The following is an 18,175-nucleotide window of genomic DNA, read 5'->3' on the forward strand; positions in this document are numbered from 1 at the left end:
GGGCATGTCCGGTTTGCGCAGGACCGAGTTAGAAGGACAAGTGATCTGGCTTGGTCACGTGGCGGCGGGTGGATCCCTGCGCGCCGCGCCGGTCGACAGGCTTGACCTGGGTTTTTCGGGGGACCGCGGCGCCCGGCACGAGGGCATAAACCGCCCCTCCTGCAGCCGTGTCACGAACCTCTATCCAAGGGGAACCGAAATTCGCAACGTGCGGCAATTGTCGATCCTGTCCGCCGAGGATCTGGACGTGATCGCGGCGGAGATGGGGCTGGACCATCTGGATCCCGCGTTCCTGGGTGCCAGTATCGTCGTGCGGGGCATCCCGGATTTCACGCATGTACCACCCTCATCGAGATTGCAGGGGCAAAGCGGCCTGACCGTGACGGTGGACATGGAGAACCGGCCCTGCGTCCTTCCGGGACGCGAGATCGAGGCCGACAAGCCCGGTTTTGGCGCCGCTTTCAAAACGGCAGCAGAGGGACGGCGGGGCGTCACCGCCTGGGTCGAGCGCCCCGGAGACCTGAAGCTTGGCGACAAACTGACGCTGTTCGTTCCGGACCAGCGGCAATGGAAGCCATAGCGGGTTCGGGTTTCCGATCTGAAACCGGCGAATCCGGGCTACGCCGCTTCACGGCGTGAATATGTCGGAATCCATATCCAATACGTTTGTACGCGACGGTATGGAGTGACCAGCACCGACGCCCTGCGTCGGTTTTGCACGGACTTCAATCAGGGACCCTGCCCAATGAGCTACAAATCCGACATCGAAATCGCCCGCGAAGCGAACAAGAAACCGATCATGGAAATCGGCGCCAAGCTGGGCATTCCCAGCGAAGATCTGCTGCCCTACGGGCACGACAAGGCGAAGGTCAGCCAGAACTTCATCAATTCGGTCCAGGACCGCGAGGACGGCAAGCTGATCCTGGTGACCGCGATCAACCCGACCCCGGCGGGTGAGGGCAAGACGACCACAACCGTGGGTCTGGGCGACGGCCTGAACCGCATCGGCAAGAACGCGATGGTCTGTATCCGCGAAGCTTCGCTTGGCCCGAACTTCGGCATGAAGGGCGGCGCTGCAGGTGGCGGTTACGCACAGGTCGTCCCGATGGAAGAGATGAACCTGCACTTCACCGGCGACTTCCACGCGATCACCTCGGCCCATTCGCTGCTGTCGGCAATGATCGACAACCACATCTATTGGGGCAACGAGCAGGCTATCGACATGCGCCGCGTCGTGTGGCGCCGGGTGGTCGACATGAACGACCGTGCCCTGCGTCAGATCACCTGTGCTCTGGGCGGCGTGTCCAACGGTTTCCCGCGCGAAGCCGGCTATGACATCACCGTGGCGTCCGAGGTGATGGCGATCCTCTGCCTTGCCAACGACCTGAAGGACCTGGAAAAGCGCCTGGGCGACATCATCGTGGCCTATCGCCGCGACAAGACCCCGGTCTATTGCCGCGACATCAAGGCCGAAGGCGCGATGACCGTTCTTCTGAAGGACGCGATGCAGCCCAACCTCGTGCAGACGCTGGAAAACAACCCGGCCTTCGTGCATGGCGGCCCCTTCGCCAACATCGCGCATGGCTGCAACTCGGTCATCGCCACCAAGACCGCCCTGAAGGTTGCAGACTACGTGGTGACCGAGGCCGGTTTCGGCGCCGACCTGGGCGCCGAGAAATTCATGAACATCAAATGCCGCAAGGCGGGCATCGCTCCGTCGGCCGTGGTCATCGTGGCCACCGTGCGCGCGATGAAGATGAACGGCGGCGTGGCCAAGGCCGATCTGGGCGCCGAGAACGTCGCCGCGGTCAAGTCGGGCTGCGCCAACCTGGGCCGCCACATCGAGAACGTAAAGTCCTTCGGCGTGCCGGTCGTGGTTGCCATCAACCACTTCGTCACCGACACCGATGCCGAAATCGAGGCGGTCAAGGCCTATTGCGGCGATCATGGTGTCGAAGCGGTCCTGTCGCGTCATTGGGAACTAGGCTCGGAAGGCTCTGAGGCGCTGGCCAAGAAGGTCGTGGAACTCGCCGATGCAGGCACCGCGAATTTCTCGCCGATCTACCCGGACGAGATGCCGCTGTTCGAGAAGATCGAGACCATCGCCAAGCGCATCTATCGCGCAGACGAGGTTCTGGCCGACGCCAAGATCCGCAATCAGTTGAAGGAATGGGAAGCCGCCGGATATGGCAACCTGCCGGTCTGCATGGCCAAGACCCAATATTCGTTCTCGACCGACCCGGCCCTGCGCGGCGCGCCGGTCGGCCACTCGGTCCCGGTCCGCGAAGTGCGTCTGAGCGCCGGTGCGGGTTTCATCGTGGTGGTCTGCGGCGAGATCATGACCATGCCCGGCCTGCCCCGCACGCCGGCTGCCGAGACGATCCGCCTCAACGAGGCGGGCCAGATCGAGGGCTTGTTCTAAGCCGTCAAATAAGACATCCCGTGGCCCGGGAGAAACCACCCGGGCCGCAGGAGATTCTCATGCCCCCTCTGATACCGCCGCAGGATTGCGCTTCGATGCAGGAATTGCGGACCCAGATAGACAGGCTTGACCGGCAGTTGATCGACATGCTGGCGACACGCGCAGGCTACATCGACCGTGCCGCCGAACTGAAACCGGGCGAAGGCTTGCCGGCACGAATATCGGCCCGGGTGGAAGAGGTGGTTCAAAACGTACGCGCCAAGGCCGCCGCCACCGGGATGGATCCCGATCTGGCGGAACGGCTCTGGCGCATTCTGATTGACTGGTCGATCGCCCGCGAGGAGCGGGTGCTTGGCGCTGAATGAAGGGTGGCCCGACCGGGCGCGGCGACGCCCGGGCGGATTTTGAAGGAAGGGATCAAGATGGTAGCGGAAATCATCGACGGCAAGGCCTTTGCGGCCACTGTACGGGGCCACGTGGCGGATCACGTCGCGCGGCTGAAGGAAGAACACGGCATCACCCCGGGTCTGGCCGTCGTGCTGGTCGGCGAAGATCCGGCCAGCCAGGTCTATGTCCGCTCGAAGGGCAAGCAGACCGTCGAAGTCGGCATGAACTCTTATGAGCACAAGCTGAGCGCGGATACCCCGCAAAAGGACCTTCTGGACCTGATCGACAAGCTGAACAACGATTCGGCGGTTCATGGCATTCTGGTCCAACTGCCGCTGCCCAGGCACATGAACGAGGACCTTGTAATCAATGCCATCGACCCGGCCAAGGATGTCGACGGTTTCCACATTTCCAACGTGGGTCTCTTGGGAACCGGCCAGAAGTCGATGGTGCCCTGTACCCCGTTGGGCTGTCTGATGATGCTGCGCGACCACCATGGTTCCCTGTCGGGCAAGGACGCGGTCGTCATCGGCCGTTCGAACATCGTGGGCAAACCGATGGCGCAGCTTCTGCTGGGCGACAGCTGCACAGTGACGATCGCGCATTCGCGCACCAAGGATCTTCCGGACGTCGTTCGCCGTGCCGATATCGTGGTGGCCGCCGTGGGTCGGCCCGAAATGGTGCAGGGGGACTGGATCAAGGAAGGCGCTACCGTGATCGACGTGGGCATCAACCGTATCGAGCGCGACGGCAAGAACGTGCTGGTTGGCGATGTCCACTATGAAAGCGCCGCGGCCGTGGCCGGAGCGATCACCCCTGTGCCGGGCGGCGTCGGTCCCATGACCATCGCGTGTCTGTTGGCCAACACCCTGACGGCGTGCTGCCGCGCCAATGGGCTTCCCGAACCCGAGGGCTTGACGGCGTAAGAAACGGGGTCAGGCCGCGCGTGTGGGCGCGGCTTGACCCGCGGGCTCCCGGCGTACTAACGGGGCATGGGTATGCAGCAAGGATGCCTGCCCGTCAGGATCGCCATGGCCCCCGGTCCCATCACCCCCTTCAATACCTGGTCGCTGCTGCGCAGCCCGCCGGTATAGGTGCCATAGGCCGGCAGAATGACGCGCGACCTGTCCACCAAAAATGCTGGCCGGGTGATGGAGCGGCCCGAAGTACGCAGCGTCGCCTTTGGGTGGTAGTGCCCCGAGATTTCCGACCGTGCTTGGGGCAGGGCGATGTGCCGGAACGTCAGGGCATCGCAGGTCCATGCCGCCAAGTGCGTGCCGCCCAGTTCGACCGGGCCGGGATCATGGTTGCCTTCGATCCAGATCCATCTGCGTCCGGCCTGAAGGGTCGAAACCTGCAACCTTTCCGCCTCGGTAAGGGACTCCGCCGCTCCGAGATCGTCGAAACTGTCCCCCAGGCAGATGACGGTATGCGCCTTCGTGTGGTCAAGGTCGTCAGCCAACCGGTTCAACGTGTCGCGGTTTTCGTAAGGCGGCAGGGCAGGGCCGCCGCGTCTCGCCGTGCGCTCGGATTTACCCAGATGCAGGTCCGACACGCAGAGCAGACGCTGGTCCGGCCAGAACAACGCGCCGGAAGCCAACGCGCTCAGACGCTGGCCGGAAAAGGAAAATTCGTAGCCGTTCATGGAACGTTCTTTCGCCTGTTCCACATCGCAATGCAAGGCGGTTCAACCTGCCTCTGCCTGCACCAGCCCTGCTTCGCGCAGCAACCGTTCGCTTTCCGCTGCCAGCAGGCGTTCTTCGGCGGCGCCCTGTACCGGGACCTTGCCGACCTCAAGGAACAACGGCGCGGCAAGGGGTGAGACGCGATCCAGGCGCACCAGGTCGATCCGCCCGCCCACACGTTCGATCATGGCTTCGATTCGGCCGAAATCGACCAGCCCGCGCATCGCCTCTTCCCGGGTGATCTGCATCAGCAGGTGATCAGGGTCGTATCTCAGTAAGGTGTCGTAAAGGATATCCGACGAAAATGTGGCCTGCCGCCCCGTCTTTCGCTGCCCGGCGGTGTTGCGTTCGATCAGGCCGGCGATGGTGGCGCTGGCGCGGAATGTGCGCTTCATCACCGCGTTGCCTGCCAGCCACGTCTCCAGCCCCTGCCGGAGCGCCTCGATGCGGAACAGCGGGCGAGGGTCGGTTACCGCATCGAGGCCCCAGATAAGCGTCGCATAGTCGGTCGCCACGAAACCGAGAGGCGCCAGATCCAACTCCTCCATGCGTTTGGTCAGCAGAAGGCCCAGCGTCTGCTGCGCGTTGCGTCCTGCAAAGCCGTAGACACAGACATGTTCCCGCCCGTCGTGCCGAAAGCTCTCGATCAATAGCCTCCCGCGCTCGGGCAGGCGCGAGACATCGCGTTGCAAGGCCAGCCAGCCGGCGGTGTGTCGCGGCAATTGCGGCCAGTCGGGTTGCGCCAACATGTCGAGGATGCGGTCGCTCAGTTGGGTCGACGTTGCGAATTTCGTGCCCATGAAGGTGGCGATCTTGGGTTTTTTGTCGGCGCGGCGGGTCACTTCGACGACCATCTCGCGCAGGCCTTCGTATCGGACGATCTGCCCGCCGATCAGGAATGTGTCCCCAGGCGTGAGGGAGGCGGCAAACCCTTCTTCGATCTCGCCCAGCGGCTTGCCGCCCCGATTGCGCCTGAGCCGGACCTTGAGCGTATCGGTATCCTGGATCGTGCCGATGTTCATGCGAATGCGCTGCGCGGCGCGAGGGTCGCGCAGTTGCCACGTTCCGTCCGGACGTCGCTGCAATCGCTGCCAGCGGTCATAGGCGCGCAGGGCGTATCCGCCGGTGGCGCAGAACTCGAGACAGGCGTCGAACTCGGCCCGGGTCAGCGCGGCGAACGGGCCGGCGCTGGTCATTTCGTTGAAAAGCGCACCGGCGTCGAACGGTCCGGCGGCAGCGGCGATAAGGATGTGCTGGCACAGAACGTCGCGCGGGCCCGGTCCGCGGGGTTCGCCGTCAAGATCGTGTGCCCGGACGGCTTCCAGCGCCGCCACGCATTCCACCACCTCGAACCGGTTGGCGGGCACCAGCAGCGCCTTGGAGGGCGCGTTGTAGCGATGGTTGGCGCGCCCGATCCGCTGAACCAGACGTTTGACGTTCTTGGGCGCGCCGATCTGGATCACCAGGTCCACGTCACCCCAGTCGATGCCCAGATCCAAAGAGCCTGTACAGACGATGGCGCGCAACTCGCCCCGGACCATGGCGGCCTCGACCCGCTCGCGCTGTTGCCTGTCTAGGCTGCCATGATGGATGCCGATCGGCAGTCCATCGTCATTGGCCAGCCAAAGGTTGTGAAAAAAGATTTCGGCCTGCGCACGCGTATTGTGAAAGATCAGGGTCGTCCTGTGCCGTCTGACCTGCTCCAATACCGCCGGAATCGCATAGGCCGCCCCGCCGCCGGACCACGGCGGCATTTCTTCGGTCTCCAGCATGGATATGTCGGGGTCCGGGCCGGGGTCGGCCAGTACGATCTCGCAGGGGTCAGGGTGGCGGGCGAGGAAACCGGCTATGGCCGCCGGATCTTCGACCGTTGCCGACAGACCGACGCGCCGAAGCGAGGGGCGCAGGTTCTGCAGCCGGGCCAGCGCCAGCATAAGTTGATCGCCGCGCTTGCTTTCGGCAAGGGCGTGAATTTCGTCGACGACTACGCGCTGCAACCCGGCGAACATCCGGGGCGCATCCTCGTAGGAAGTAAGAAGGGCAAGGCTTTCCGGCGTGGTCAGCAGTATGTGGGGCGGGTCTGCGCGCTGCCGTTTCTTCTGCGTGGCCGGAGTGTCGCCGGTTCGGTCCTCGATGCGGATAGCCAAGCCGATCTCGTCTGCTGGGGCGCGCAGGTTGCGCTTGATATCGGCCGCCAGCGCCTTGAGTGGCGAGACGTACAGTGTATGCAGGCCCACATGCGACCCGTCCGCCAATTCGGCAAGCGTCGGAAGGAAACCGGCCATCGTCTTGCCGCCGCCGGTGGGTGCGATCAGCAGGGTCGCAGCGTCTCCGGCCCTGTCGAACAGTTCCTGTTGGTGGGGATGGACGGACCAGCCCTTGGCGGCGAACCAGTTTCGGATTTGGGCGGGAATCTGCGGCATGCGGGCAGATTACCCCGGCTGTACAGGGACGGAAACGGTGTCCTATCGTATCGGTTTCAGATCGCGGATCACGCGCTGAACAGCGAGCGGCAAGTCGATGTCGGCACCGTGCGGGGCGGCGTCCAGCGCGCTTTCCACGTCCTTGACCAGAATACCGATCGTGTTGTCGTCGCCGTAGCCGTCACGGGTGAATTCTATCTGATCGAACCCCGACGCAAACCAGTTCTGACCGGAACTGGTGTGAATGAGGGCAAGAAGCCTGCGCTGATCCAGTCCGGCGGCCTTGGCCCAGTCCAGAACCAGGCGCGTCATGGCAGTGTTGGAGGCGGCGAGCAGGTTGTTGAGGACCTTGGCCTGCATCCCCGTACCGAAGCCGCCCATCCGATGGAAATGGGTGCCCATCGCGTCGAACAGCGGTTGGGCCAGGTCCAGATCGGAGTCCTGGCCGCCCAGCATGAAGGACAGCCGTGCTTCCTGTGCGGCGATCTGGGCCCCCGACATGGGCGCATCGATAAGTTTGATATGGCCCGGCACCCGGTCGCGCAACGCAAGGACGTAGCGCGGGGAAAGGGTCGAACACAGGATCACCCTTTGCATAGTTTCCGAGCGGGCGAATCCTTGCGCCCCGAACAGCACGTCTTCGGTCTGCGGGATGTCCCGCACGACCGTGATCAGTGTTTGCAGGCCACCGACAAAGACCTGGGCGTCATTCGTGACAAAAGGGGACAAGTCGTCGAATTCGTCCGAGGGACGGATGTCAAACCCCTTGGCGTCGAAACCGGCGCGGCGGAGGGCCGCCAGCATCGGCGCACCCATCCGGCCGCAACCGGCGACTCCGATCATCTGACGATCTCTTCGTCCCTGACGAACATGTTGGCCCAGGCCCGGTCGATCAGTTCGGGATTCATCTGGTAGGGGATGCCTTCGAACTCGCAGATCGCGATCATCTGGTCGATCAGGAAGATCGGCTGATAGTTCGCGTAGACGTTGTTGATCGTCGGGTATTTCACCTTGAGCAGATGCACCAGCGCGCTTTCGTCCAGCGGTATGCCACGTTTGCGGGCCACCATGGCGAAGATCTTGAGGAAGTTCTCCTGATTCGGGCCGTCGATCTTGATCTTGAAGAAGATCCGGCGCAGCGCTGCCTGGTCGAAGATCTCATTCGGGTGGAAGTTGGTCGAAAAGATCACCAGCGTATCGAAGGGAACCTCGAACTTCTCGCCCGACTGCAGGCCGAGGATGTCCTTGCCCTCTTCCAGCGGAACGATCCAGCGGTTGATCAGCGCCTGTGGCGGTTCGGTCTGACGGCCAAGGTCGTCGACGATGAAGATGCCGCCGGTCGACTTGAGCTGCAGCGGCGCCTGATAGGTGCGCGCTGTCGGATTGTAGACCAGATCCAGCATGTTGAGCGTCAGTTCACCGCCTGTGATCACGGTCGGCCGCTCGCACATAACGTAGCGGGTGTCGAAGCGCTTGCGGCGACGCAACTGGTTCGGGTCGTCCGGCTCCTGTTCGATCGCGTTGTGGACGATCGGGTCATAGACCGTGATGACCTGACCGGCATATTCGATGGCGCGGGGGACGTAGACGTTGTCACCCAAGGCGTCGCGAATTCCGTTGGAAATCGAGGATTTACCGTTGCCCGGCGGGCCGTACATCAGGATCGACCGCCCGGCGCTGACAGCGGGCCCAAGGTGGTCCAGAAGGCTGTTGGGCAGCACCAGATGCCCCATCGCGTTGATCAGCTGATCGCGAGTCACCTGGATGTTGCGGATGGACTGACGCTTGACCTGTTCGCGATAGACGTCCAGCGGCACAGGCATGGCGCCGAAATATTCGGACTGGCTGAGTGCATCCAACGCCCGCGCCTTGCCCGCATCGGTCAACTGGTAGCCCATTTCGTTGCCATTGTTGGCGTTCAGCGTGCCGGTCGCTTCGAGGAGTTTCTGACTGCGGGCGATGTCCACGAGTTCCTGCGTCACCGAGTTCGGCAGGCAGATTGCTTCGGCGATTTCGCTGACCATGTTCACGTTCTTGCGGAAAACAGTCTTGAGCAGGATGTCCCGCATCATCACCAATGGCAGCTTCATTTCCTCCAGGCCCTTGGGCGCTGGGGGAGAAATCACGTCGGTGGTCTGCATGTTCATGAGAGATGCCCGCCTATCCAATTGCACGTCAAAATTCTGCGTACCGAACTCGCATATGGTGAATCTGGTCCAGCAATGTGTCAGCAGAATGGCAGAGGCAGGGCGGACTGATGGAGCGTCACGCTCCTAGAAAAGCGCCCATTATCAGGTAGATGGACAGGGTCCCGGCAAGCGCCAGCCCCATCGGAAACAGCTTGCCCATTTCCCAGCTTGTCCAATCCGGCGCGATCTGGCGCAGGGCGGTGTGCTTTCCGATCCGGTGCGCAGCAAAGGCGCCCAGAACGGTCGCGGCGAAAATGGCCAGCAGAAGCCGCAGGTCTGCGCTCCAGACGAAGGGCGCTGCAGCGGCCGCGAATTTTGCGTCACCCGCTCCGACTGCGCCGCCGGCACTCAGCAGGAAGCCGATCAAAAGAACGACGGCCAGATGCAGCAGTTGCCAGACATAGACCGGCAATGAAACGGTCCACGGACCGATCGCGCCCACGGACCAACCCGTGCTCCAGGGTGGCAGCACGAAGAAGCCGACGATCAGGAATACAAGGGCCAAGGCGCAGACCGCGTGGTTCTTGATCCGCATCTCCCGCATGTCGGTGAAGGCGACATAAAAGCAGATGGGCAGCACGAATGGCAGGAACCACAATGCCGCCATTGCCGGAATTGCCATGGATCAGGTTTCCTCGAGAGCCGCCAGCGAGCGCACTGCTTCCTCGAAATACTGCGGATGGGTTTCGATCGCATCCCTGAACAGGTTCTTGGCTGTAGAGACATCACCCTGCTTGACCGCCGAAATCGCCATCGTGTTCAGCAGTTGCGCCCGTTCGACCTGGCTCATCGGGATCACCGGCATCGAATAGTTGCCCTGTGCGCTGCGCGCGAGAACGAGGTTGTTCTTCGCGGTATACAGCGAGCCATCCTGTCGGATCGCCTCGGTGAACAGTTTCTCAGCCTCGGCATATTGCCCGCGTGTCAGCTTGGAGTAGCCCCAGTTGTTCATGACGCCCGCGGGGCGGGTGGTCAGGCCGATGGCGGTTTCGTAGAATGTGTCTGCCCGCTTCCAGTCCTTCTTGGCGTCGGCCACGATCGCTTCGAGGCGATAACGCTCGTATGTTTCGAGCGTCGGGGGAATGGAGTTCAGAACCTCTTCGGCGCGCTTCCATTCGCCGTTGCGGACCAGGGCATCCGCCATGTTCACCTTGTCCTGGACGGTGGTGCCCGACATCGAGTTCAGCTTGGACCATGCGGCGACCGCTTCGGTGTTGCGTTTCGCGCGGGTCAGAGAGATCGCGAGGCCGCGCTGCAGATCCGCCCGGTCGGGGTTCTCGCTGGTGGCTCTTTGGAAGTAGGTGACCGCCTCGTTCGGGTTGGCCGAACTCAGCATCACGTCGTTGAGGTTGGTCTCGTCAATGACGTTGACTTCCTGAAAGGCGCGTTCGACGGCCTCTTCTTCCTTTTTTGCGCAAGCCGACAGAACCAGCCCGCACGCGATCACGGTCGGAATCAGAATAGGTTGGCGCATTCTTTGCGTCCTTTACTGCTCTTGCCTGTGTCATGGCGTCTTGCGGATGACGAAATCGCCCTCGCCCCGCCGCACCAGTTTTAGTTCTTCTTTTTCTTGGACATCATTATTATCAGGATTTTCAATTTTTGCGAGTGCCAACCGCAAATTGTCCCTGATTGCGTCACTTTCGCCATTGTCCAAGGCATAAGCTTTTTCGAACACCTTGGAGGCTTCCGGATACTCGCCCTTTTCCATCAGCAGGACGCCGAGATTGTTCCACGCCACCGGCCAGTCAGGATCGCCCTCGACCGCCCGGCGCAGCAGTTCTTCGGCTTGCCTCAGGCGTCCGAGACCCAGGTTGGCTGTCCCTATCGAGGTCAGGATTTCAGTGGTCATGCCCTGTTCGAGCGCCGCTCGGGTAAAGGCGTTGATCGCCAGCTCATATTCGCCCGCCTCCATCAGACGGTTGCCGACTTCGATCCCGTCCACGGACTCGCCGCGAGGATCCACTCCGGGCGGGTAGGGGCCTTCGGGCAGATCAGGATCCGTGCAAGAAGCCACCGCGGCAAAAACCACGGTGGCCAGGAACATCTTGCGGTAGGTTGCGGGTCCGTACGCACCCGTTATTTTCATAATGGTTTCTGCTCACATATTGCCAAGTTCCGCGATGCCCTTGGCCGAGGGTCCGACGAGGATTACCAGCAGCGGCGGCACAGTCAGCGTCATTGTGGCAAGGGTCATTTTGGTTGGCAACTTGTTCGCGGCCTCTTCGGCGCGCATGACGCGCTTGTCGCGCATTTCTCCGGCATAGACGCGCAGGGCCTCGGCGATCGATGTGCCGAAAGTGGCCGATTGGATCAGCACGGTAACGAACGAGCTTACGTCCTGCACGCCGCAGCGCGTACCCATGTCCCGCAGCACCTTGTCCTTTTCCTTGCCGGCTTTCATTTCGTAGGCGACAACTTCGAACTCCTCGGCGATTTCGGGGTAAGAAGCGCGGGTTTCTTGCGCCACCCGCACGATGGACTGGTCAAGCGACTGACCCGCCTCGACACAAACAAGCATCATGTCCAGCGCATCGGGAAAACCCTGAGTGATCTTTTCCTTGCGTGTCTCGACACGGCGCGTGATCCAGTATTTCGGCAGGAAATATCCGACCACCCCGGGCACCAGAACCCGGATCGCCAACTGCTGCGCGTCGAATTCCTGATCGCCCGCGAAAAACGTCACGAAAATGACGCCGCCCAAAAGACCGGTGATCCCCAGGGCGAATTGGGCAAAGTGGAAAAACCGCACCGCATCCTTGGTCTGGTACCCGGCCTGCCGGAGCTTGAGCTGCATGGCCGACAACTGATCAGCGTCCTGCGGTTCAAGGAAATTGGCAAACCGCTCCAACTGCTCGTTCCGCCCGGCCTGGCGTAGCTGTTCCTTTTTGCTTTTCTTTGTCGCCTTCTTGGGCGCATTGGCCCGCTGCAGTTTCTTCAGCGGGTCTTCGGGCTGGTTCATGATCGCCGGGATGGTCAGCAGGATCATGAACAGACCCAAGGCGCCCACGACGATGAGCGGGCCAAACTCTCCCAGATGCTCTGTCAGGAAGTCGTTGATGCGGGTCAGAAACTCCATTCCGGCCTCCTCAAACCTTGATGTTGGTCAGTATGCGCATCACGATCAGGTTCGCCGTCAGCATGATGCCGACAAAAAAGCAGGCCGGGATGAACATGGGATGGTCAATGACCGCATCGTAGTAGCCAGGGTCGTTGACCAGGATCACGACGAGGCAGAAGATCGGAAAGCCCGACAGGAACTTGCCCGACCATTGCGCTTCGGCGGTGATGGCCTTGACACGGCGGAACAGGCGGAATCGGGCGCGGATCACCTTGGCGAGGCCGGCTAGAATTTCGGCCAGGTTGCCGCCCGACTGACGTTGGATCGCGACGGCAACGGCGAGAAAGCGAAGATCCTGCATGTCCAGGCGAATGGCCATTTCCTTGAGTGCATCCCCAACGTCGCGGCCATAGGCGCTTTCGTCGGCGATGATGCCGAACTCGGTGGCCAGGGGGTCATCGACTTCCTTGGCGACGATTTGAATGGCCGAGACAAAGGGGTGTCCGACGCGCAGCGAGCGCACCATCAGTTCCACGGCATCGGGAAGCTGCTCCTCGATCATGCTCATGCGCACCTTGGCCTTGCGGTTCACCCATGCATAGACCGCGCCGACACCGATCGCCACGGATATGGCGGCGCGAAGACCCGTGTCCGTGTTCGTGCCGATGCTCAGCCCGACGAACGCGACGCCGGACAACAAGGCCATGATCATGATCAACTGGCTTGGAGTGAACGCGATCGCCGCCTTTTGCGCCTTGTCGGCCAGCAGCGAGTAGAGCGGAATGCTCTTTGTCCGCATGTGCTGCTGCATTTCCTTGCGCAGCTGTTCCAGAACCTGCTCGCGCGCGCCGCCCTTGTCGAGCATGTCGAGGCGTCTGTTGACACGGCTGTTCAGGCTGATGGACTTGCCGAAAGCGACCAGGTAGATGCCTTCGACCAGTGCCAACACGCCAAGAAAGATGAGGCCGTAGATTACCGGCTCCATGCTGATTTGCATCTTTCGGCCTCCTACATCGTGGTCGGTTCGTAGATCGATGGGGGCAGGTCGTACCCCCACAGACGGAACCGTTCCGAGAAATGACTGCGGACACCCGTCGCGGTGAAGTGTCCAATGATCTTGTTGTCCGGCGTCAGGCCAACCCGTTGAAAACGGAAGATTTCCTGCATCGAGATCACGTCGCCTTCCATGCCGGTGATCTCGGTGATCGACGTCATCCGGCGCGAACCGTCCTGCAGGCGGCTGGCTTGGACGATCAGGTTCACGGCGCTGGCGATCTGGCTGCGCACCGCCTTGATCGGCATTTCGATCCCGGCCATGGCGATCATGTTCTCGAGACGCGAGATGCCGTCGCGGGCCGAGTTGGCGTGAATGGTGGTCATCGAACCGTCATGGCCCGTGTTCATGGCCTGAAGCATGTCGATCACCTCGGCCCCCCGAGTCTCGCCCACGATGATGCGGTCAGGGCGCATCCGCAGGGCGTTCTTGAGACAGTCGCGCGGGCTGACCTCGCCCTTGCCTTCCACGTTGGGAGGGCGGCTTTCCATCCTGCCGACATGCGTCTGCTGAAGCTGGAGTTCCGCCGTATCCTCGATGGTCAAGATACGCTCGGAATCATCGATGAAGCTGGACAAGGCGTTCAGGGTCGTCGTCTTCCCCGAACCGGTACCGCCGGAAACGATGATGTTCAGGCGTGTGGACACCGCCGCCTGCAGATACGCGGCCATTTCCTCGGTAAAGGCCCCGAACTTCACCAGATCGTCGATGCTGAGCTTGTCTTTCTTGAATTTCCGGATCGAAACCAGCGATCCGTCCACTGCAATTGGGGGAACCATCGCGTTGAAACGCGAACCGTCTGCAAGCCGGGCGTCAACGTAAGGGTTAGATTCATCGACGCGACGGCCCACAGCGGACACGATCTTGTCGATGATCCGCATCAGGTGCCTTTCGTCCTTGAACGTGACGTCGCTGAGTTCGAGCTTGCCTTCGCGTTCGATGAAGATCTGCTGGGGGCCATTCACGAGGATATCGCTGACCGTGTCGTCCCGCAGCAGCGTTTCCAGCGGACCCAGGCCGGTGACTTCGTCGAACAGCTCGTTGTTGAGCTGCGTCCGGTCTTCACGGTTCAGGACGATGCTCTTCTGCTCAAGGACCTCGTTTGCGATCGCGCTGATTTCGGCGCGAAGCTCGGCTTCGGGAGCGTTTTCCAATGCCGACAGGTTCAGGTTTTCCAGCAGTTCACGGTGCAGGTCGACTTTGATTTCGCCCAAACGCTCTTTGCGTTTGCGGTCCCGGTCAGCCGCCACCGGTTCGGCGGATTTTTTATGCACCGGTTTTCGGATCATTGCAGTTGTGGCTGCGGCGGGCGGGGCCGCGGCGGCTTGTGAACTGGATTTCGAAGCCTGGTTCTGCGCCGCGACGGGTGTAGCGGTAGGCTGTTTCTTGTATCTGGAAAACATCTTCTACCCTCTGAGGCTGACGTTACGCGGCTTCGGCATCTCTGCTGCCGAGGGAGTGGAGCGATTGCGCGAGTTTCGCGATTTCCCTGCGCAGGGGGTTCTTGGCAGCTGAACTGGCCAGCGGCAGACCGTGATCGCCGCTTTGCATGACGGTTTTCCCGCCATCGGGGAGTTGCAGATCGATCGAGATGCCCAGGCTTTCGCCCATGCGCTTGACACGGCTCTTTCCGCTGAGGTCGGTGAATTTCGGCGCCTTGTTCAGCGCGAACCGAAGCTTGTTGAAGGGCAGATCCTCGGCCTGAAGGGCGCGCTTCATGCGCAACGCGTTCTGGGCCGAGCGCATGTCCAACTCGAGAAGGGCAAAATAGACATGTGCCGCGTTCAGCACGGTCTCGGACCAGTGAACCAGCGTTTTCGGCATGTCCACGATGACATAGTCGAAATGGGCCCGCGCCATATCGATCACCTTTTGCACGTCATCGGGCGTGATGATGTCGAGCGGAATCATGTCCGCCGGGGCGGTCAGTACCTGCAGATTGTCATTGAAGGTTTGCAGGGCCTGGCCAAAGACCTCCTCGTCCATCGAGGCGGTATCGGAGAGCATTTCAAAGACGGCATCGCGGCGCTGCAGATCGAGATAGGTGGAAACCGACCCATATTGCAGGTCCAGATCTATCAGACAGACCTTCGGGGCCTCCTTGGCCGACACGGTGGCGAGTTCCCAGGCCAAATTTACGGCCAGCGTCGTGGCGCCGACGCCGCCGGCCAGACCGTGAACGACAAACAGAGCCCCTTCCTTGGCCTCACCGGATTTGAGCGCAACGGTTTCCTGCTGTGTTTGCAGAATCGGCTCCGGTTTGTTCATCCGGTCGATCGCTTCCTGAAGTTCACCTTCGGGCAAGGGGTAGGGGACAAATTCGTCCGCTCCCTTGCGAAGCAACTGGTGCAGCGATGCGGGTGTGACATCCTCTGCGATGAGGACGATCTTGATGCCGCGGGATTTGGCCTGCGTGATGATCTCGCCCATCAGGGACAGGTTGTCCTCATCCTCGCCGTCGATGGCCAATGCGATGAACTGCAGGGATTCCGCTTCGGGTTGGGTGAAGAAGGCCAGCGCTTCGGCGAAACCAAGATCGCCCCATTGTTCCCCAAGCGCGGATTCCATGTCTTCGATCAGAAGATCGAAATTCTGTACGTCCCTGCTGACCGTGCAGGCCAGGATGGCGCTCGATTCGGGTTGCGGCGTCGCGCTGCTCATTAACACAATCCTCTTTGAAGAGGCTCGGCAGGCCACAGGAGACACATTTCGCCTGGTTCGGTCCGCCGTTGCCCCGGTGCGGTCAATTTTGGCCGCAACTCACCTATCGTTGACAGTGTTACTGGGAAGTTGGGCGAGATTTGGGCGCAAAGGAACCAATTGTAAGGAATTGGGCGACGATGCCGCCCAATTCTTTTTATTGTCCAGTGGCGGCGAAAACGTCCGCGCCGCTCTCTGTGGAGAGGTTCGATATCGGAACGGCACTCTTGATGTATTCGCGGTAAATTACCTGCGCATACTTACCGTCGAGCACATTCGGATGACGCCCGACGAAGCCGGAAACCGCGGTCACTGTTCGGCGGTTGCGCCGCTCGCGTTCCGCCGTGGGAATCAACGGTTGAGTTTCACCCTCGGAAACAAGGGCTTCCAGTCTCGACCGCGAGATTCCCTGGCTTGCAAAGAAGGAAACGACCGCCTGGGCACGGCGCAGGCCGAGGTTGTAGTTGTAGGAGGTCGATCCGACGGCGTCGGTATGGCCGTAAACCCGGAAGCGCACTTCGGGGAATTGGCGTATCCAGTTGGCTTGCTGGATCAGGATCTGTTGGGCCGAAGCGTCCAACTGCGCACTGTCGAAGGCAAAGTTGATCTGCGTCGGCACATCGGCGGCGAAACGCTGCGCCAGGATCTGGCCGTAGCTGAGTTCACCGTTCATGATCTGAACGTTGTTCAGCGTCGCGTTTCCGAATGTGCCTTGATCGATCTCATAGCCGACTTCACGTGCGCAGGCCGCGACGGAGACCGTAAGACCTAACGTGACTATCCACTTTCTCATTGGTCCCATCCTTCCAATCAATCCAACACGTAGCCGTAGGAGCTGCCGAAGTCCTGCTTGGCGACTTCCGCCGCCGCGCCACTTCCGACGCGCACGGTGTTGGCAACGCGGCCGTTCAGGAACAGGTCAAGCTCGCTCGGCGGTTTTACCCGATCCGTGGGCAGGGCCAGCGCCTCGCCGCGGGTCGGAGAAACCAGATGCGCGGTGATGATGATCACGAGTTCGGACTGCTGGCGCTGATATTCGGCGCTGCGGAACAGTGACCCAAGCACCGGAACGTCTCCCAGCCAGGGCAACTGAGATGCATCGTCAAGGAAGTTGTCCTGGATCAGGCCGGCGATGGCAAAGCTTTCACCGTCCCGCAGTTCAACGGTCGTGGAAGCTTCGCGCCGGATGAACGAGTCGATGGAGAAACCGGAGATCACGACCTGGTTCGTCGAGTCGAGAGCCGAGACAGCCGCGATCATCTCAAGGTTGATGAGGTCGCCATCTACGACGCGCGGTACGAACTTCATCTCCACACCGAATGGCTTGTATTCAATCGTGGTCACGCCCTCTTCCTGCTGCACAGGAATTGGGTATTCACCACCAGCCAGGAAGTTCGCTTCCTGTCCGGACAAGGCCGACAGGTTGGGTTCCGCCAGCGTGCGGACCATGCCCTTTTGCTCCAAGGCTTCCAGCAACAGGCGGACCTGCGTCGAACCGGCGCCAAACCCGAACAGGATCGCTCCGGTATTGGTGTTGGTGAACGGGATGAAGTTGTTCAGCGCACCGGTCAGGGCACCTTGGGTATTAAGGGTGTTGTAGCCACCATTCACATCGTTGCCGCCGAAGCCGAGCGAAGCGCTGAGAGCCTTGCGCGCCGTGCGTTGCATCTCGGCAAAGCGCACCTTCAGCATCACTTGCTGGACACCGCCTACGGACAGCAGGTTGGAAACACGCTCAGGCGCGTAGCGTTCCGCCAGTTCCAGCGCGCGGTCAAGGCGGGCCGAACTGGAAACAGTGCCCGAGAGCACGATCCCGTCATTGGCGGTCCGAACCTCGATCTTTTCGTTCGGCAGGATCTGACGCAGACGCTCCTTGAATTCGGTGACGTCCGGAGCGACGCGGACCTTGACGTTTGCGATCAGATTGCCACCCCCGTCGAAAAGCGTCAGGGTCGTCAAACCGGGCGATTTGCCCAGAACATAGATCGTACGGTCGGAAAGCGAAGAAATGTCGGCGATGCCGGCATTCGCGATGCTGAGTTCCGCAAAAGGTTCGTCGCTTTCGACCACCACCGCGCGGTTCATCGGGACTTCCAGTGTTTCGGCCGTCCCCTTCTTGACCACGCTGATATTTTCGGCCCAGGCGGCTTCGCCGACCGGTCCAAAAACAACAGCCAACCCCAGCAGGGCTGACCTAATCCAAGAATTAATTGTCATGTGACCTGCCTTTCCGATCACGCCTCGTTTTTCCGGG

At 61.3% G+C, this 18,175-nt stretch carries 17 protein-coding genes; 4 read left to right on the forward strand and 13 right to left on the reverse strand.

Features of this window, described 5'->3' with window-relative positions; genetic code table 11:
* Window positions 1-4: 4 nt before the first annotated feature.
* The 4 genes from FGK63_RS09515 (at window position 5) to folD (ending at window position 3,735) form a co-directional block, all read left to right on the forward strand.
* Window positions 5-580 (forward strand): MOSC domain-containing protein, encoded by a 576-nt coding sequence (locus tag FGK63_RS09515; RefSeq protein ID WP_138841559.1) that lies wholly within the window; start codon window positions 5-7, stop codon window positions 578-580.
* 165 nt (window positions 581-745) lie between these two features.
* Complete coding sequence (locus tag FGK63_RS09520; RefSeq protein ID WP_138841561.1) at window positions 746-2,422, forward strand: formate--tetrahydrofolate ligase; 1,677 nt, start codon at window positions 746-748, stop codon at window positions 2,420-2,422.
* 59 nt (window positions 2,423-2,481) lie between these two features.
* Complete coding sequence (locus FGK63_RS09525) at window positions 2,482-2,787, forward strand: chorismate mutase (RefSeq protein ID WP_138841563.1); 306 nt, start codon at window positions 2,482-2,484, stop codon at window positions 2,785-2,787.
* Window positions 2,788-2,844: 57 nt separating this feature from the next.
* A complete protein-coding gene (gene folD, locus FGK63_RS09530) occupies window positions 2,845-3,735 on the forward strand; it encodes a bifunctional methylenetetrahydrofolate dehydrogenase/methenyltetrahydrofolate cyclohydrolase FolD (protein WP_138841565.1) in 891 nt (296 codons plus the stop codon).
* A 56-nt stretch (window positions 3,736-3,791) separates the two neighbouring features.
* On the opposite strand, the gene pdeM is transcribed toward folD, so the two are convergent.
* The 13 genes from pdeM to FGK63_RS09595 all read right to left on the reverse strand — a co-directional run bounded on the left by pdeM (window position 3,792) and on the right by FGK63_RS09595 (window position 18,138).
* Window positions 3,792-4,454 carry a ligase-associated DNA damage response endonuclease PdeM gene (gene pdeM, locus FGK63_RS09535; RefSeq protein ID WP_138841567.1) on the reverse strand — a complete coding sequence of 221 codons (663 nt, stop codon included), beginning with the start codon at window positions 4,452-4,454 and terminating at the stop codon, window positions 3,792-3,794.
* Between the two features lie 42 nt (window positions 4,455-4,496).
* Window positions 4,497-6,917 (reverse strand): ligase-associated DNA damage response DEXH box helicase, encoded by a 2,421-nt coding sequence (locus FGK63_RS09540; RefSeq protein WP_138841569.1) that lies wholly within the window; start codon window positions 6,915-6,917, stop codon window positions 4,497-4,499.
* A 42-nt stretch (window positions 6,918-6,959) separates the two neighbouring features.
* The gene (locus tag FGK63_RS09545) at window positions 6,960-7,760 is read right to left on the reverse strand and encodes an NAD(P)-dependent oxidoreductase (RefSeq protein WP_138841571.1); all 801 of its coding nucleotides are present in this window, start codon (window positions 7,758-7,760) and stop codon (window positions 6,960-6,962) included.
* Entirely contained in the window at window positions 7,757-9,064 is a 1,308-nt protein-coding gene (locus FGK63_RS09550; protein ID WP_138841573.1) for an ATPase, read from the reverse strand. The genes FGK63_RS09545 and FGK63_RS09550 overlap by 4 nt, the downstream gene beginning before the upstream one ends.
* A 118-nt stretch (window positions 9,065-9,182) precedes the next feature.
* Entirely contained in the window at window positions 9,183-9,728 is a 546-nt protein-coding gene (locus FGK63_RS09555; RefSeq protein WP_138841575.1) for a prepilin peptidase, read from the reverse strand.
* A gap of 3 nt (window positions 9,729-9,731) precedes the next feature.
* On the reverse strand, window positions 9,732-10,580 hold the full coding sequence (locus FGK63_RS09560; protein ID WP_138841577.1) for a tetratricopeptide repeat protein: 849 nt from the start codon (window positions 10,578-10,580) through the stop codon (window positions 9,732-9,734).
* Window positions 10,581-10,610: 30 nt separating this feature from the next.
* The gene (locus FGK63_RS09565) at window positions 10,611-11,195 is read right to left on the reverse strand and encodes a tetratricopeptide repeat protein (protein ID WP_246043995.1); all 585 of its coding nucleotides are present in this window, start codon (window positions 11,193-11,195) and stop codon (window positions 10,611-10,613) included.
* 12 nt (window positions 11,196-11,207) lie between these two features.
* Window positions 11,208-12,185 carry a type II secretion system F family protein gene (locus FGK63_RS09570; protein WP_138841579.1) on the reverse strand — a complete coding sequence of 326 codons (978 nt, stop codon included), beginning with the start codon at window positions 12,183-12,185 and terminating at the stop codon, window positions 11,208-11,210.
* Between the two features lie 10 nt (window positions 12,186-12,195).
* Window positions 12,196-13,164, reverse strand: coding sequence for a type II secretion system F family protein (locus FGK63_RS09575; protein WP_138841581.1), 969 nt, complete (start codon window positions 13,162-13,164; stop codon window positions 12,196-12,198).
* An 11-nt stretch (window positions 13,165-13,175) separates the two neighbouring features.
* Complete coding sequence (locus tag FGK63_RS09580) at window positions 13,176-14,624, reverse strand: TadA family conjugal transfer-associated ATPase (RefSeq protein ID WP_138841583.1); 1,449 nt, start codon at window positions 14,622-14,624, stop codon at window positions 13,176-13,178.
* Window positions 14,625-14,646: 22 nt separating this feature from the next.
* Complete coding sequence (locus tag FGK63_RS09585; RefSeq protein ID WP_138841585.1) at window positions 14,647-15,882, reverse strand: CpaE/TadZ family protein; 1,236 nt, start codon at window positions 15,880-15,882, stop codon at window positions 14,647-14,649.
* Window positions 15,883-16,078: 196 nt separating this feature from the next.
* Window positions 16,079-16,714, reverse strand: a complete 636-nt coding sequence (locus tag FGK63_RS09590; RefSeq protein WP_138841587.1) for an OmpA family protein — start codon at window positions 16,712-16,714, stop codon at window positions 16,079-16,081.
* A gap of 17 nt (window positions 16,715-16,731) precedes the next feature.
* Window positions 16,732-18,138 (reverse strand): type II and III secretion system protein family protein, encoded by a 1,407-nt coding sequence (locus FGK63_RS09595; RefSeq protein ID WP_138841589.1) that lies wholly within the window; start codon window positions 18,136-18,138, stop codon window positions 16,732-16,734.
* Window positions 18,139-18,175 lie beyond the last annotated feature (37 nt).

The sequence above is a fragment of the Ruegeria sediminis genome (genome assembly GCF_005938215.1).
GTDB classification, from domain to species: Bacteria; Pseudomonadota; Alphaproteobacteria; order Rhodobacterales; family Rhodobacteraceae; genus Ruegeria; species Ruegeria sediminis.

Excerpts from the sequence above, each read along its gene's own strand:
- FGK63_RS09520 (WP_138841561.1), top strand. The coding sequence starts at position 746 with ATGAGCTACAAATCCGACATCGAAATCGCCCGCGAAGCGAACAAGAAA.
- FGK63_RS09540 (WP_138841569.1), bottom strand. The coding sequence starts at position 6,917 with ATGCCGCAGATTCCCGCCCAAATCCGAAACTGGTTCGCCGCCAAGGGC.
- FGK63_RS09555 (WP_138841575.1), bottom strand. The coding sequence starts at position 9,728 with ATGGCAATTCCGGCAATGGCGGCATTGTGGTTCCTGCCATTCGTGCTG.
- FGK63_RS09575 (WP_138841581.1), bottom strand. The coding sequence starts at position 13,164 with ATGCAAATCAGCATGGAGCCGGTAATCTACGGCCTCATCTTTCTTGGC.
- FGK63_RS09515 (WP_138841559.1), top strand. The coding sequence starts at position 5 with ATGTCCGGTTTGCGCAGGACCGAGTTAGAAGGACAAGTGATCTGGCTT.
- FGK63_RS09570 (WP_138841579.1), bottom strand. The coding sequence starts at position 12,185 with ATGGAGTTTCTGACCCGCATCAACGACTTCCTGACAGAGCATCTGGGA.
- FGK63_RS09525 (WP_138841563.1), top strand. The coding sequence starts at position 2,482 with ATGCCCCCTCTGATACCGCCGCAGGATTGCGCTTCGATGCAGGAATTG.
- folD (WP_138841565.1), top strand. The coding sequence starts at position 2,845 with ATGGTAGCGGAAATCATCGACGGCAAGGCCTTTGCGGCCACTGTACGG.
- FGK63_RS09585 (WP_138841585.1), bottom strand. The coding sequence starts at position 15,882 with ATGAGCAGCGCGACGCCGCAACCCGAATCGAGCGCCATCCTGGCCTGC.
- pdeM (WP_138841567.1), bottom strand. The coding sequence starts at position 4,454 with ATGAACGGCTACGAATTTTCCTTTTCCGGCCAGCGTCTGAGCGCGTTG.
- FGK63_RS09545 (WP_138841571.1), bottom strand. The coding sequence starts at position 7,760 with ATGATCGGAGTCGCCGGTTGCGGCCGGATGGGTGCGCCGATGCTGGCG.
- FGK63_RS09580 (WP_138841583.1), bottom strand. The coding sequence starts at position 14,624 with ATGTTTTCCAGATACAAGAAACAGCCTACCGCTACACCCGTCGCGGCG.
- FGK63_RS09595 (WP_138841589.1), bottom strand. The coding sequence starts at position 18,138 with ATGACAATTAATTCTTGGATTAGGTCAGCCCTGCTGGGGTTGGCTGTT.
- FGK63_RS09565 (WP_246043995.1), bottom strand. The coding sequence starts at position 11,195 with ATGAAAATAACGGGTGCGTACGGACCCGCAACCTACCGCAAGATGTTC.
- FGK63_RS09590 (WP_138841587.1), bottom strand. The coding sequence starts at position 16,714 with ATGAGAAAGTGGATAGTCACGTTAGGTCTTACGGTCTCCGTCGCGGCC.
- FGK63_RS09560 (WP_138841577.1), bottom strand. The coding sequence starts at position 10,580 with ATGCGCCAACCTATTCTGATTCCGACCGTGATCGCGTGCGGGCTGGTT.
- FGK63_RS09550 (WP_138841573.1), bottom strand. The coding sequence starts at position 9,064 with ATGAACATGCAGACCACCGACGTGATTTCTCCCCCAGCGCCCAAGGGC.